Source organism: Cylindrospermum stagnale PCC 7417 (assembly GCF_000317535.1).
Classification (GTDB): Bacteria; Cyanobacteriota; Cyanobacteriia; order Cyanobacteriales; family Nostocaceae; genus Cylindrospermum; species Cylindrospermum stagnale.
The window spans coordinates 1,489,286-1,503,834 of the sequence record NC_019757.1 but is presented as its reverse complement, the minus strand read 5'-3'; the positions used below and the strand labels follow the sequence as shown (position 1 = coordinate 1,503,834).

Sequence of the window (14,549 nt, the reverse complement as noted above, 5' to 3'; positions counted from 1 at the left end):
AGTTGCTAAAACAAAAAAACCCCCCAATGGGTGTTAGCCAACCGGGGGAGTTTAGTTATCAGGGTGCATCTACCAATTAAATGTTCTTAGTTGACTGACTACGCTCCGGATAAATTCAATCACATATTCTGACGCTGTGTACAAAGTATTTTGCTCATAACCTGTTCTAGGGTGGGAAAATGTTTGTCAAAAATATCGATCATTTCCCTCATAACTGGCATAATTAGGTGAGGTAAAGCCGCCATCAAGTATTGATTTGGCTTTTTTACCAAAAAACTGGGTTTAAAGCCCCGTCCTAGAAGGACGGCTTTTCTTTAATTTTCTCATTAATTCTCTGAGTACATCATTATGAGTACGGTTTGTTTCCAAGCAATACTCCACAAGTATCTCGTATTCTTCGAACATCTAATTGTTAATCTTTTTCTGATGTCATATTGCTGTCAGTTGTGAGATAATATTAGCATGAAAACGCTGAAGTTTAAGCTGTACGAACACAAACGGAATAGACACCTCTTGCGGATGATTAACGCCGCCGGGGTGATCTACAACCATTGTATTGCTCTGCATAAACGGTACTACCAGATGTGGGGTAAACACCTAAACTGTGCCAAACTTCAATCTCAAATTGCTAAATTAAGAAAACGCATTTTTTTCTGGCAATCAGTAGGTTCTCAAGCAGTACAAGATATCTGTCAACGCATAGAGAAAACCTATCAACTATTTTTTCAACACAACAAGAAAGGCGACAGACCACCAGGTTTTAAAAAGGTTAGAAAATACAAATTATTCACTCTTAAACAAGCAGGTTATAAATTGTCAATGTACTTTACCTAATTCACAGTCAAAACAACTTTAAAAGTCAAATTTATCGGTCTATTAAAATACAGGTATAGGTACAAGTAATCTCCAAAATATTGAGGGTATAGAGGGATTGCTGTTTATCCCTTGGGTATCCCAGAGTTAAAGGAATTATTGAGTCAGCAGTTGCCGTTGCTTGCCAAAATAAAAAACCCCTGTGGCTGTTAGCCAAGCAGGGGAGTTGAAGATCAAGGTGCATCTACCAATAATTTGTTCTGGGGGTCAGTAATCTGATCCGGATAAAGTCGCCAAAGCAGAAAAAGCAAAATGACACAGAATCAGAAACATTCCGTGGCAGGATGCATCTAAGGTATGAGAAGGAGCGAAAAATCGACTTGAAACTTTCGCGTTTCAAACCAGATTAGGAGGCGAACAGGAGAGGTTGTGACCCAGGAATTTCACATTTCCGTAACCCCAGTAGGGCAAAATGACTACTTGGTGCGGACGGAACAAGTCGCGCCTGGGGTGCCATTGGCAGAAGAACTGGTGACTTGGCCCGTAGCTGAGTGGTTAACGGCTGCTGGACATTTAATGAATGACCCATTGAAGTCGGTGTTGCAGGGTGATGTTATAGCCAGAAACTCTGTTAACTTGGTGGAGTTGGGTCAGCAATTTTATAACGCACTGTTTCAAGGCACTCTTAGAGATAGTTGGATTACTGCCCAAGGTATAGCCCAGAATCAACAACAGGTACTGCGCTTGCGTTTGGGACTCAAAGATACTAGGTTAGCTTGTTTGCCTTGGGAAGTGATGCATGCAGGCGATCGCCCCCTAGCTACTGGCCCTTATATCACTTTTTCCCGCTACCAAAGTGGAATTCTGACGGCATCGCGTTTGCCATCGAGAAACATCCCCACACCACAGGAAGCAGGTGGGGTAAAAGTGTTGATGGTGATTGCGTCGCCTACGGATCAAGTCCGTCTGGAACAGAAACAGGAAGCGATCAAACTCCAAGCAGAATTGCATCGGCCAATATTACGTTCTGGTGAAGGCAATTATCATCTGCCAGAAATTGAACTCACTATCCTAGACCAACCAGGAAGGGAAGAATTAACCCAAGCTTTAGAACAAGGCAGATTCCACGTTTTGCACTACTCTGGGCATAGTAACTTAGGCCCAAATGGCGGTGAAATTTATCTAGTTAGCAACAGAACCGGCTTAACAGAAACTCTGAGTGGGGATGATTTGGCTGGTTTGCTGGTTAACAATAATATCCAAATGGCTGTGTTTAACTCCTGCTTGGGGGCATATACAGCTAATGTCGATGGTGGTGGGGACTCAGGGGAACGTAACCTGACTGAAAGCCTGGTAAAACGGGGACTCAGGGGTGTTTTGGCTATGTCAGAACGGATTCCCGACGAAGTGGCGCTGACGCTGACACAATTGTTTTACCGTAACTTGAGTCAGGGATATCCCCTAGATTTGTGTGTGAGTCGGGTGCGACAGGGCTTAATCTCTGCCTATGGTTCTCACCAGATGTACTGGGCGTTACCGATTTTGTACCTCCAGCGGGAATTTGAAGGTTTTCTCAGCCCGGAAAATACCTTAGTTACAAGTGTGGAGTTACTAAATAATTATCAGCCAACCTTGCAGCCAAGCCCCACGGCGATGTATTCTGCTGTGACAGATGAGCTGGAGTTGCCTTTAGCTATGGAGGAAATGACCTCCTCTAATTTGATGCGGGATTCTGCTGAGTTAGACTGGCTAGGGGAAGAGACTTGGGGCGACCTCGTAGATGAAATTGAGTATGATGACCCCAGCTATGATGAAGATTTTGCCATAGTTTCGGATTTGTTTCGCCAGCTAGATGACCAAAAAGCCACCGCTGAAGAACCTCCGCTGATGGCGGAACTGATGCAACAGGAGGGAGACAATAATCTCCTCTCAAGGCAGGTGTCTGAGCAAATGGCTGTCTTGGAGGAGGAATTAGGGTTGCGGCGACAAGTTCCTACTAGGTCAAGTCAAACTGCTGAGAATTTGGCAGTAGATAGGGAAAGTCCCCGGCTGCCAACTTCACCACCAGTCCCAGTGGCAGATCACAGCGATCGCCAAAAGTGGCAGATTTTGGGTTTTGTGGGTGTGAGTGCGATCGCATTTCTCATCGGTGTAAATTGGTGGGGGCAAAATCGCTCTTGGGTTCTGTCTGATATTCCGCAAATTCCCACCCAGTCGCTAGTTAATTCTCAAAGCCTACCCATTGACTTGAAAACAGCGCCCACAGGAATTGTCACCGCCACCGCTACAGAAAAAATGAGCCTAGGGGACTTGCAACCAGGGCTGGAAGCTGTGGATGAATTACTCAACCGGGGGGCACTGGCAGCTGCTCAAACTGCTTTGAATCTCGTTGTGGATAAGCAAGCTGATGATCCAGCAGTTAACTTTAGGCGGGGGCGATTGGCGTGGCAGTTAGTCCAAATTGGGGACAAAAAATACAGTATTGATGATGCCCGCCGTTATTGGGAAATTGCGGTGAGAGATCAGCCAGATTCACTGGAATATAAAAACGCTTTGGGTTTTGCTTACTACGCAGAAGGCAATCTCAACCGGGCTAATGACTCTTGGTTCAAGGCTTTGGATTTAGCTCTCAAACCTCAGAATATAGCCTCTAATGCTTCAGTATCTCTAAAGAAGGTAGTGCCAAACGATGCTTTAACTTCTTATGCTGGGTTAGCTATAGGTTTATATAAATCGGCAAATAATCAACCTGTTGCCACCAAACGGGCACAATATATTAGTGAAGCGATTAAACTGCGGCAAATGGTGCTTAAGGATGATCCGGTAGATTTCCAAGTCGATAAATTGGCTCACAACTGGCTGTGGACTGAGAAGGCGATTTCTGATTGGCGATCGCTTCTTCAAGAGGAAAGTAAGTAGCTGGGCGTAAATAATTAAAGGTTTGTAGTGAGGGCTGAAGCCCTCAAGTAGGGCTAAAGCCCTTACTACGAGCTAGTTTAATTATTTTTTATAGATGAAATCACAACGATATTTTCAACCGTCGATAAAACCCTTTGTAGCTGCTATCACAATACTAACAGCAGGATGATCAACAGCTTTTTCAAAAGCTTCTGTTCCTGCTTCTTTGATCGCATTAACAACGCGAGCTTTTAGAGTTGGCTTACTTTCAATTTCCTCAATTGCTCTTGCACCAACAATCCCATTATTTGAATATTTCTGTGAAAGTTGATCAAGGAGTTCTTTAATATCTTTTGCAGCTTGTGCCAAGTTTTGGGAATTGTTGATTTGAGTGCCGATTTTGTCACCCATGACTTTATCACCAGCAACATTATCTCCAGAACCATATTGATTATAGGTTGACATATTATTATTTCGCTTTTGATGAATTTGATTTTTTTGCTCTTGAACTTGAGTTACATTAACAGATATATTCGGCATCTGGTTAATTTTAAAGTCTTCCCTCTCTGTAAATAAATTATCTCTACCTCTATCTATTACATCATCAATCAAATCCAAGACATTAACCATTTGATAACTAACGTCGCATTCTACCTGGGATCGTTTGTCTGAAATACGTTTTTTTAAGCTTTCAAATTTATAAAAATGTGGCTTTTGACTGCCTTTGCAGGTGTCGCAATTACAGGGAATTAACTTGTTGTACTTCAGTTTCTTGTAGGCGTTATGAATTTTATCAAGTTCGTAAGTTACTATTGTCAATAAATCTTTTTTGTGACTACCTGCAACCCGAATTTTAATTTCTCGCTGGTCGTAAAATTCAATTATTTCTGCCTTTGTCGCATCCTTGCTGAGAATAACTCCACTTTTCCAGACATATTTTTGTTCATCAATAAACTCATGTATAGCAACTATGAACTGAGTAACAATACCTTTGGGCATGAAGTCGTAAGTGTAGCGTAGGATGAGATTTTCGCTTTCATTCCAATGATATTTAGGCTGTTTTTCAGTTAACAGTTGCGGTGCGATATAAGTTTTGGGGCTGTGGGGAATTTCATAACACAGCTTGAAATTGATCATTAATTGTAGAAGTTCGCCTCGCTTTGTGGCATATTGTTCTTCATGCCAGATATTTTGCAAGTCTTTCCATGTGAATTTTCCCGAATTGTTAATAACTTGTTTATCGTCTAAAACTCTGTAAACTGCCTCAGTACCCCACTTAGGTTTGAGAATGACGATATTATTTAAAATCGGGTCATCTTGGAAGTGCAAGCACACGCCTAAATCGTGCAAATAGCTACTTAACTGCAACTTGTTTTTTAGTAAAGTAAAGCCATTTGTCTGGCAGATTTGCAAATATTCTGCCAATCTGATGTAGTTGCGTGAATCGTTCTCCAAAGCTTCCCGGACTTTTACCCAAGTTTTGGGGAGTGGTATACCAATATGAGGTAAAGAAGTGATTTGATGTTGGATTAGTTTCAACAGTTCCGGCAAACCTCGCTTAGTATCAAAGTTAGTTGCTAAGGTTTCTTTTAAGTTATTAAATCGTCCCCGTAATTGTGGTTCATTGATTTCTCTGTGGCGGTCTTGCTTCTCGTTTTTGATAATTAACAAGGGACTGTTATCAGTTAATAATTCTACCACATTTAACCAATAGTGAAAATCTGTGTCTTCCTTGCGGGTATCTGCTACTAAAATATAGAGGGAACGCTTAGTGAGAAAAAATTGGTGGGTGGCGTGGTAAATTTCTTGTCCGCCAAAGTCCCAGAGATTAACCTGAAAATCTCGCCCATCTGCTGTGAAATGCCACGGTATCACCTCAATACCCTTGGTCGAGTCCTCATCTTGCAGTTGATAATTTTCGTTTTCAATTTTCTTTGCTAAAGTGGTTTTCCCTGCACCCCCTTCACCGATAATCAGCAACTTTGCCTCATACAGATAGTCTGTTCCCTCTGCTTCCAGTTGGCGGAAATAATCCCTAATTGCCTCAATACCTTTTTTAACGACTTCTAGCGGTGGTTTTTCAATAGGGTTGCGGCGTAAATCCAGAGAGGTGAGATTATGCAGTTGGGCGATCGCATCTGGCAGCGTTGTGATTTCGTTGCCTCTTAAATCTAGAGTGGAGAGATTTTGCAGTTTAGCGATCGCATCAGGCAGCGTTGTGATTCGGTTGCCGCTTAAATCCAGAGAGGTGAGATTATGCAGTTTGGCGATCGCATCAGGCAGCGTTGTGATTCCGTTGTTCCATAAACTCAGAGAGGTGAGATTATGCAATTTGGCGATCGCATCAGGCAGCGTTGTGATTCGGTTGCCGCTTAAATCCAGAGAGGTGAGATTATGCAGTTTGGCGATCGCATCTGGCAGCGTTGTGATTCGGTTGCCGTTTAAATTTAGAGAGGTGAGATTATGCAGTTTGGCGATCGCATCTGGCAGCGTTCTGATTCTGTTAACGCTTAAATTCAGTGTGGTGAGATTATGCAGTTTGGCGATCGCATCTGGCAGCGTTGTGATTTTGTTGACGCTTAAATTCAGTGTGGTGAGATTATGCAGTTTGGCGATCGCATCTGGCAGCGTTGTGATTCCGTTGTAGCTTAAATCCAGAGAGTTGAGATTTTGCAGTTGGGCGATCGCATCTGGCAGCGTTGTGATTCCGTTGTGGCTTAAATACAGAGTGGAGAGATTTTGCAGTTTGGCGATCGCATCAGGCAGCGTTGTCATTTCGTTGCGGCTTAAATCCAGTTCCTCCAACCAAGTCAGTGCAAACACCTCAGCAGGAATTTCTGTTAATTTATCTTTGTCTGGAGTCCCCCAATCATTTCTTAAATCTAATTTAATCAGCCGTTTCTCTTTCGCTTCTCGGATTTTTGCTAGAACACTTTGAGGTGTGGTTGCCATGCTGCTGCCTTACCGCTAAAAGAAAACGCCCGCTGATAGAAACCAGGTTTCTAGAAATATCTACACCTGCGTTAACGAGTTTTACGCAATTCTCAGTGTAAATTATATTGCTTTTCGGTTGAATTCAGCACCATTTCATCGGTTTTTGGCAAATCTCACCCTCCTATCCCCTTCCCGTCACTTTCAGGGGCAGTTTCAAAGCTTCACTCTGTGTCGGCTACCGTGTACACATAAGGCTTTTAGAGTTGCCTCACACTGTGTAGATCCCCCCAACCCTCCTTGGAAAGCTACCGTGGACACACAAGTTTTCTAGAGTTTCCCAACACGGTGTAGATCCCCCCAACCCCCCTTAAAAAGGGGGGCAAGAGACTCTTAAAGTCCCCCTTGTTAAGGGGAGCCAGCGCGGTCTTGGGGGTCTCCCCCATGAGCGACTGGCGTGGATTTAGGGGGAGCTATGACGATTTTGGTTTTGTATAGAGATGTATGTACACGTTAGCTGTGTTGGAGAGATGTCTTTCGTCGATAAACGCGACAATCTGCAAAGCGATAAAATAATAAAAAAGTATGAATATCTCGGAACTATTTCAAAGCCTTTTGTAGTGTTCCGAAGCGGATAAATAATTGTAAAAGTTTTGTAAAAGTGCGAAAATTCTCATCTAGAAGGATAGCGTCATGAATATATCTGTCACAACTACCAAAGTCTACGACGAAATCATAGATTTTATTGCTGCTGGTACAACCCCCGAAAGTGTGATTAAGTTTCACCTTTCCGAGACAGCGCAAGAACGTTTAGAGGATTTAATTTACGCTGCTAAAAATAATGAATTGACGAAAGATGAAAAACAGGAATTAGACTTTTTTCTAACTCTAGAACATATTATGACTCTAGCCAAAGCTAAGGCTCATAAGTACAGTAACGCTGAGGGTAAATAAAATGTCTCGTTCTTACATTAGTGTAGATCTACGGCATTTAGTTGCTGAACGTGCTGGTAATATCTGTGAATATTGTTTAATTTCAGCAGAAGATAGATCATCTGGCTGTCAAGTTGACCATATCATTAGTGTTAAACATGGTGGAGCAACAACAGCAGATAATCTCTGTTATGCTTGTGTTTTCTGTAATTTGCAAAAAGGTACAGATTTAGGTTCTATTAATTGGCGAAATGGTGAACTTGTCAGATTTTTTAACCCCCGGAGAGATTTTTGGGGTGATCATTTTCGACTTGATGAGGCTGTAATTCAATCACTTACAGATATTGGTGAAGTCACAGCACGTATTTTCGATTTCAACAACGATGAACGGATTTTAGAGCGACAATTATTGATAGAAGTTGGTAGGTATCCATCAGCAGCCGCAAAGCAAAGAATTAATAAGTGAATTAGGATATTTTTCTGTTGGTTGGGAATTGGAGGCGGAGCCTTATGTAATGCATTCCCAGTCAGAGACTGGGAACGAGGAAATGAGACATTTAAACTTTAGCTGTAGTAGCGGGTAAATTTACCTTTAACCGCTTTAGCATTGCTTCTCGCGCTTGGATTGCTAATTTATCATCCAACGCTTCTAGGGTAATTGGCTGCTGATACTTTAGCCGCAAGGCTGTTTGAATCAACCAGTCAGCGACAAAAGGATTTTTTGGTAACAATGGCCCGTGGGAATAAGTGGCGATCGCATTTTGATAAAATGCACCCTCTGTCCCATCCTCACCATTATTCCCCAAACCATAGACCACACGCCCCAAAGCTTCCACCTTTCCTAGCTTTGTCCGTCCACCGTGATTTTCAAACCCCACCAAATAGGGTGTAGTTCCCGTCATCTCTTTTAAGTCCTGCGCCAACCGAGAAGCTGTAACTTCAATTACCAAGTTACCAATGCAGCGCTTAGTATTTTCACCAGGATGGACAGAAACTAAATCCAGAATTCCCAAACCGTCGATTCGCTGTCCTAATCCCGGTTCGTAATAATGTCCTAGCAATTGGGGAGAACCACAGGTAAAGACTCCCGGCGTCCCATTTTCGATTTTCTCGCGCATGGCGTCAGCTTTCGCACCCTGCAAATCCCGCATGACGATCTCTTGCTGACGATCTTGTGCACCACCACCAACAATCACATCTACAGACTTAATATCCTCTGCTGTGGAGTTTTGATCGAGAGGTAACACCTGCACATTATACCCCCGCCACTGAGCGCGACGTTCTATAGTAATCACATTTCCGCGATCGCCATAGGTACTCATTAGCGTCGGGTATAGCCAACCAATTGTGATTTCCAACTGTGGAGAATTCATAACTTTTTACCCATAACCGTATAACTCATAATTTTTTCTCCTTATGCTCGGAGAATCCGGTGCAGATCCAACACTGGTGGGTCAATTTCCGTTTGGGACAGCATATCGTGAATTTGTCCTCGGTGGTGGGTTTGGTGGTTAAAAAAGTGAGCCACCAACAAGTTAATCGGGTCGGTATAAATCGTACCCTTGACATTTTCGTAAGTAATCGTTCCCACCAAGAATTCAGCTTCTAAACCAGCAATAAATCCTTCGATGCGCTCATCTTCTAATACACGCGCTGTACGTAGCTGATCAAAATCATCATAGAGAATAGCATCAAGTCCTGTGGATGAAATCTCTTCACCTGCAAAGCGTCCCATCCAAATGCGATCGCCTACCATTATATGATTCAGTGTCCCGTGAATACTTTTGAAAAATGCCGGTCGGGTCTGCTTCCGTTCTGCATCGGTTAGCAGCGTGCAAACTTCATATAACCGCCGATTTGCTAGAGAATTGTAACGTGCGAGCATCTGAAAATGTTGAATGGGCATATAGCTGATTTGATGATTTCGTATTTTATGTAACAGTTTTTTGGTATCATTGTCACGATAATCACAAAATAGCTAACGAGAAATTTAGCCAGAAATCTGGTTATTAGTTAAATTATTTCTGTTTAGGGTACAGAGGGCAACAATTTCACTTCACAACCAGATCAATAATTTTATGGATTGCAAAACTGCTACTTTGGCTTACCAAACAGAAGTTCATCTGGAAAAAATTCGCGATACTTTTCCAAATGCTTAGTAATTTTTCAAAGACTAATATTTTAAAGTCTGTGCTGTCGGTAAATTTCTGAACTAAAATCTTAATGGAGAATTGTATATGCAGCTGATTGAAGCTCCCAATATTGCAGTAATTGCTTCGGAGAATGCGGTTCCAGTTTCTCAACTACCTCTTGTGTGGCAAGATATTGCAACAGGAGTGGCGAATATAGGACTCGATAATCCACAGAGTTATATTGAAATGGCGCAGTTGTTCCAATACAAGTTGGAGCACGGTGATGTAGACTTATTTAGCGATCGCCCAGAGCTAGCTCGCCTCAAACCGGCATTCTCCCAGCTATTCGGAAAACTAGCTTATGAAGCTCTGGACTTTTACGGTCATGACTTGATGATTGATAGCTATCCGAATTTTGCAAAAATTCTTCAAGATGTTGAGTCAAAGGGTGCAGAATATGCTAATGAAGTCAAAGTTGCTCGCATTGGGATAGAACTTTTTGATGAGTTTGGCTATGAAATGCCTGCTAGCTTCTATCATGTGCATCTAGCACCAATTTACCGAGATCATGTTTTTGAAGAACGCGCTTTACGCTTTGACAAGCGGGATATAGCACATAAGCGTTCTTGGGATGCTGTGCTACACGCGGGAAAAGTCTTCGCTATCCAAATGAAGGTACAAAGTATAGCCTCTAAATACGGCTTTACCTATCAACATGGTTGCGGTTGTAATTCTCATCTTTCTTCTATTGATATCTCTGAGGGAGTATTTGAATATGAATACAGTCCCGAAAAGCGTCAACGCTGGATTAGAAGTTTCATCTGGACTGCTTGGTATGAGTATGCTTTCTTTCCCATTGTGCCTAATACCAGCTATTTAGTTTAAATTCAAGATAATCCTAACTAAGCAAACGCAGAACAAATAACCCCTGATATTTGATTGGAGTGTAGCAACTCTAATATATTAGGGGTTTTTTCAACTTGCTAATAGGTTGAAATCTACACTTACGCTATTTGCTTGCAATACCTGATGATTTATCTAACTTGTGTAAGTTTTAATTCTCTGAAGGAGTTCCCGCAATTCATCAAGATAATTTATAGTGAGGATACCTCGCTGAATTGTCTTTAATTGCTCTAAATCAGTAATTTGAGAGATTTCGGGCATCAGTTGTAAACCGTCACTGCCAAATTTTATTTCTAAACTTAGTTCGATACTTGATAGTATGCCTCGTTTTTCTCCTTCTATCAAAATCTGTTGATACCAGGGAGACTCGCGTAATACTGCCATATCCCACCTCATGATTTGCTGTACTAAAGCACTATCTAATACAAACGTAGCAAAAAAAGCCATAACCGTTTCTAACTGGCTCAATTTCTCATCAGCGCGGAGAATTTGCAATGCTCGTTGCACCGTCGAAGTTTCTGCACCACCTTTGAGGATGGGTACAAAAGGCAGCAATAAGGGAATTGGTTGATTAAAAGCTATTTCTACATCAACTTCCCAAAGATTAATCACGCGATAGTCTTGACGCGCTTGTAAGCCTGCAAATTCCCCTTTATAGCTTGTAGGAATTTCTACCTCACTTTTCTTCTTGTAAAGATATCTGAAAAGTAAAAATGTCATGCTGAACACAGCCATAGCTACGCTATGCGAACAACATGACATTTTACGCTTTCCAAACATCCTCTTACAAAATTTTCCGACCAGTCAAGACTTCCCGCACTTCTAGCATGGCTGAATAGGTGGGTAGGATGTGTAAAGTTTGATTTGCTGGTGTATGCTCTAAGGCGGTGGCGATCGCACAACGCAAATCTTCTTCTACAATCAAGTTAACTGGACTCTCAACAGATTTCTGGCTATAACGCAGACGTAAGGCCAGATCATAAACGCGATCGCCACTTACAACCAAAGTCCCACCCCGTTCGACCAGTTTTTCTGTGTCTACATCCCAAATCCATGATACATCTGTACCATCGGGAGTGCGATCATTTAAGACTAGCAATGTAGTTTTATCAGTGCTTTGAGTGACAACGCGAATAGTTTCATTCGTCCCTACGGGATTTTTTGATAACAGAATTCGTACCCGTTTACCGTCAATTGTTAAATCTTCCGCCCGACCAAAAGCAGCTTGAAAATTGTTAATTGTATCTCTGATTGTCGTTTCATCAACTCCCAACTCCTGGGCGGCTGTTGCGGCGGCTAGAGTGTTATATTTGTTGTACAAACCAACAAGAATTTGCGACCATTCCCTACTTTCCAAAGTCGGTTTACTCTTCGTAAAACCACAACTAGGACAAGTGAAATCTCCCAAATGAGATAAATAAACACCTTTGTAATCTAGAGAATGTCCACACTTAGGACAGTAGATAGAATCAACAGCGTGAGGTATTGCTTCTAGATAATTTTCTGGTTCATTCAAGCCAAAAAATAACACCCGTTGGGGTAACTGCTGACCGAGAAGTGATAAAGTCGGGTCATCAGCATTGGGGATAACCACAGTTTCTGGTGGTAAGGTAGCGATAACCTTTGTCCAACGTTTGCTAATGCTGTCTACTTCCCCGTACCTGTCAAGTTGGTCACGGAACAAGTTTAAACAAAGGATGATGCGCGGTTGCAGCGGTTTTAATACCTTGGGTACAATATTCTCGTCAACTTCCAAAATGGCATAATCTACATCCAGCGTGCCCAGCAAGTTAGCGTGTTCAATCAACGCTGTCATCAAGCCATTTTCCAGATTTGCACCTGTAGAATTATGGGCGATGCGGTATCCTTTGTTTTCCAACATCGTGCATAACAGCAGCGATGTGGTAGTTTTGCCATTAGTACCAGCAATCAAAATTACCCCGTTTTTGACTTGCTGACTCAATAATTCTAAAATTCGGGGTTCAATGCGACGGGCAATCGAGCCTGGTAATACACTACCGGCTCCCAAATGTAGCATAGGCGCAGCCCGTCGAAGAAATCGCACTAAAAACGTGACGCTTTTCGCCACTGACACCGCCAAACCTAGTCGCAGTCTATCTATCAATTGTATTTTGTTTCCCACAGCGGTTGCTAAAAATAGCCTTTAATTGCAAATTTAATTTTGAAAGTCTAGCGAATCCTTACCAAAAAAGCCAGACATACCAATTTTGGATTTTAGATTTTGGATTGAGAATACTGTTTCCCCAGCCATTAACGAGAAAGCATCCCACTAAGCGTTATCTTAAAAAATGGTGCGTGGACGTAATTATATCTCCAGCCCAGTTGGCTGAGTTCAGCACAAACTTAGGGAAAATAGTAGCTTGAAAGGTTCCATTTGATGAATAGCATAAAGTGGCTTTTTTTACAAAATAAAATAATGGCTGATTGGCGACGGTTAGTATCTAAATGCTTGGTGCTACTTGCTTGTTTGTTCATTATAAGTATGCAGCCAGCATTAGCAGGTATCAAAGATGATAGATATGACGGCAATATTTTTGTGGTTTATGCTGGTAATGGCTCACTCGTGCCTGCCAGAGAAAGTCTCGCCCAAGCTTTAACAGAACATAAACCGACAATCTTGTTATTTTATGTCGATGACAGCAGCGATTGCAAGGAATATGCGATCGTGCTTTCACAGGTGCAGGCATACTATGGACGAGCATCTGAGATTATCCCTGTGGATGTCGATACCATCCCGCCCAAACAGACCTACGAACCCACAGAACCGGGATACTACTACGCTGGGGGTGTTCCGCAAGTCGTAATTTTTAACCAATCGGGTCAGGTAGTCTTGAATAAGAAGGGTCAAGTGCCCTATGAACAGATAGATGACAAGTTTCGAGAAATGTTGGATTTATTACCCCGCACGGAAACAACAGAGTTAAAGCGGCGTTCATTTAACGAGTTCAGTAGTGAGTTGAGTAAGTAAATTATCTTACTTTTGACTCTAATTTGGAAAACCTCTCACCTTGAAATGTAGAGACGCTACCGACAACATCTCTACATTTAATTTTCCCTTGAACCATTAGGGGCACAGCATTGCTGTGCCCCTACCACGTGTCGCACCCAACGTAAGAACCCTAATTTTAGTTTTATCTGATACTGCAATTAGATTTCTGTCAAGAGATAATGTTTAAATATCACCTCACATAGCTAGCATCTAACAAAAGTTAGGAGTTAGTCGCTAGTTAAGAACTAATGACTAATAACTAATCACTAATGACTAATAGGTTGGTTCTGATGTCAAACCTTTACACTACCCAGGAGTTAATCCAAGTTTTGGCAGCCGAACGCCAAGCTTGCCTGAAGGGAGAACGCCTAAAGTTAGAGTTACCAGTTTCTGGTAATCCTGTTATAGACCAGTTTATCAGAACTGATGGGCTGCAACAGTTCACCGCCTATCAAGATTTTAAAGCTGCTATTCACGATTATCAAAGAGAAAATCAAGTTTCTGGCATTATCTGGAAGAATGTGACGCTTAAAGGTCAAACCTTGCACTATCCAGAAGTTGATGCTGAATTAATTGCTTTAGCTAGTGACTTGGAAATATTAAAAGCAGCCAAAAATTCTATTTGGGAATTTTGGTTTGTAGTTACTGCGGCAATGGACTTACACTTGAGTTTTAGTAACGGCAAATTATACCAAAAAGTTAGCATTCTAGATGTTGAGAGAATTGCTCAGAGAACAGAGTGGGCAAGTTTGTGGAAGTATGAAAACTCTAACTTTTTAGAAATAATTTTGCAGTTGGGTTGGGGTAAACCAGAAGAAGCCAAATATAAAAGAGGAAGGCCACATTCAGGTAGTGAATTTATTCATGCGGTTAATCCTGGTAATCAACCTATTGGTTAATTTACCTCTCTCTACAAAAACTTTAGGTAT

General features: G+C 41.9%; 10 protein-coding genes and 2 pseudogenes. 7 read left to right on the top strand and 5 right to left on the bottom strand.

All coding sequences use genetic code 11. The features are described 5' to 3' along the window. Positions 1–462: 462 nt before the first annotated feature. A pseudogene (locus tag CYLST_RS06245) lies at positions 463–813 on the top strand (transposase); the annotation flags it as partial. A 429-nt stretch (positions 814–1,242) separates the two neighbouring features. Further along, positions 1,243–3,732, top strand: coding sequence for a cell division protein HetF (gene hetF, locus CYLST_RS06240; RefSeq protein WP_015206853.1), 2,490 nt, complete (start codon positions 1,243–1,245; stop codon positions 3,730–3,732). Between the two features lie 114 nt (positions 3,733–3,846). Here hetF and CYLST_RS06235 read toward each other — a convergent pair whose 3' ends face one another. Next, a complete protein-coding gene (locus CYLST_RS06235; RefSeq protein WP_015206852.1) occupies positions 3,847–6,663 on the bottom strand; it encodes a leucine-rich repeat protein in 2,817 nt (938 codons plus the stop codon). A 672-nt stretch (positions 6,664–7,335) separates the two neighbouring features. Here CYLST_RS06235 and CYLST_RS06230 point away from each other — a divergent pair. Both CYLST_RS06230 and CYLST_RS06225 read left to right on the top strand, forming a co-directional pair. Beyond that, on the top strand, positions 7,336–7,596 hold the full coding sequence (locus tag CYLST_RS06230; RefSeq protein WP_015206851.1) for a hypothetical protein: 261 nt from the start codon (positions 7,336–7,338) through the stop codon (positions 7,594–7,596). 1 nt (position 7,597) lies between these two features. Beyond that, positions 7,598–8,041 (top strand): HNH endonuclease, encoded by a 444-nt coding sequence (locus tag CYLST_RS06225; protein ID WP_015206850.1) that lies wholly within the window; start codon positions 7,598–7,600, stop codon positions 8,039–8,041. A gap of 91 nt (positions 8,042–8,132) precedes the next feature. Here the strand turns inward: CYLST_RS06225 and CYLST_RS06220 are convergent, their stop codons facing one another. Both CYLST_RS06220 and CYLST_RS06215 read right to left on the bottom strand, forming a co-directional pair. Continuing rightward, positions 8,133–8,948: a type 1 glutamine amidotransferase gene (locus CYLST_RS06220; protein WP_015206849.1), complete on the bottom strand. Its 816-nt coding sequence runs from the start codon at positions 8,946–8,948 to the stop codon at positions 8,133–8,135. Positions 8,949–8,989: 41 nt separating this feature from the next. Then, positions 8,990–9,481, bottom strand: coding sequence for a DinB family protein (locus tag CYLST_RS06215; protein WP_015206848.1), 492 nt, complete (start codon positions 9,479–9,481; stop codon positions 8,990–8,992). A 331-nt stretch (positions 9,482–9,812) separates the two neighbouring features. Between CYLST_RS06215 and CYLST_RS06210 the strand changes: the two genes are divergently transcribed. Next, on the top strand, positions 9,813–10,592 hold the full coding sequence (locus tag CYLST_RS06210; RefSeq protein WP_015206847.1) for a hypothetical protein: 780 nt from the start codon (positions 9,813–9,815) through the stop codon (positions 10,590–10,592). Between the two features lie 153 nt (positions 10,593–10,745). Here CYLST_RS06210 and CYLST_RS06205 read toward each other — a convergent pair. After that, positions 10,746–11,297 (bottom strand): annotated as a pseudogene (locus CYLST_RS06205) (RpnC/YadD family protein); the annotation flags it as partial. A gap of 97 nt (positions 11,298–11,394) precedes the next feature. Next, on the bottom strand, positions 11,395–12,753 hold the full coding sequence (locus CYLST_RS06200) for a Mur ligase family protein (RefSeq protein WP_015206845.1): 1,359 nt from the start codon (positions 12,751–12,753) through the stop codon (positions 11,395–11,397). Between the two features lie 255 nt (positions 12,754–13,008). On the opposite strand from CYLST_RS06200, the gene CYLST_RS06195 reads away from it, so the two are divergent. Both CYLST_RS06195 and CYLST_RS06190 read left to right on the top strand, forming a co-directional pair. After that, positions 13,009–13,599 carry a thylakoid membrane photosystem I accumulation factor gene (locus tag CYLST_RS06195; protein ID WP_015206844.1) on the top strand — a complete coding sequence of 197 codons (591 nt, stop codon included), beginning with the start codon at positions 13,009–13,011 and terminating at the stop codon, positions 13,597–13,599. Between the two features lie 311 nt (positions 13,600–13,910). Continuing rightward, positions 13,911–14,519 (top strand): hypothetical protein, encoded by a 609-nt coding sequence (locus tag CYLST_RS06190; RefSeq protein WP_015206843.1) that lies wholly within the window; start codon positions 13,911–13,913, stop codon positions 14,517–14,519. Positions 14,520–14,549: the final 30 nt, after the last annotated feature.

What these genes read in the sequence shown, in the direction of transcription:
- CYLST_RS06235 (WP_015206852.1), bottom strand. Translation starts at nt 6,663, where the DNA reads ATGGCAACCACACCTCAAAGTGTTCTAGCAAAAATCCGAGAAGCGAAA.
- CYLST_RS06230 (WP_015206851.1), top strand. Translation starts at nt 7,336, where the DNA reads ATGAATATATCTGTCACAACTACCAAAGTCTACGACGAAATCATAGAT.
- CYLST_RS06225 (WP_015206850.1), top strand. Translation starts at nt 7,598, where the DNA reads ATGTCTCGTTCTTACATTAGTGTAGATCTACGGCATTTAGTTGCTGAA.
- CYLST_RS06220 (WP_015206849.1), bottom strand. Translation starts at nt 8,948, where the DNA reads ATGAATTCTCCACAGTTGGAAATCACAATTGGTTGGCTATACCCGACG.
- CYLST_RS06215 (WP_015206848.1), bottom strand. Translation starts at nt 9,481, where the DNA reads ATGCCCATTCAACATTTTCAGATGCTCGCACGTTACAATTCTCTAGCA.
- CYLST_RS06210 (WP_015206847.1), top strand. Translation starts at nt 9,813, where the DNA reads ATGCAGCTGATTGAAGCTCCCAATATTGCAGTAATTGCTTCGGAGAAT.
- CYLST_RS06195 (WP_015206844.1), top strand. Translation starts at nt 13,009, where the DNA reads ATGAATAGCATAAAGTGGCTTTTTTTACAAAATAAAATAATGGCTGAT.
- CYLST_RS06190 (WP_015206843.1), top strand. Translation starts at nt 13,911, where the DNA reads ATGTCAAACCTTTACACTACCCAGGAGTTAATCCAAGTTTTGGCAGCC.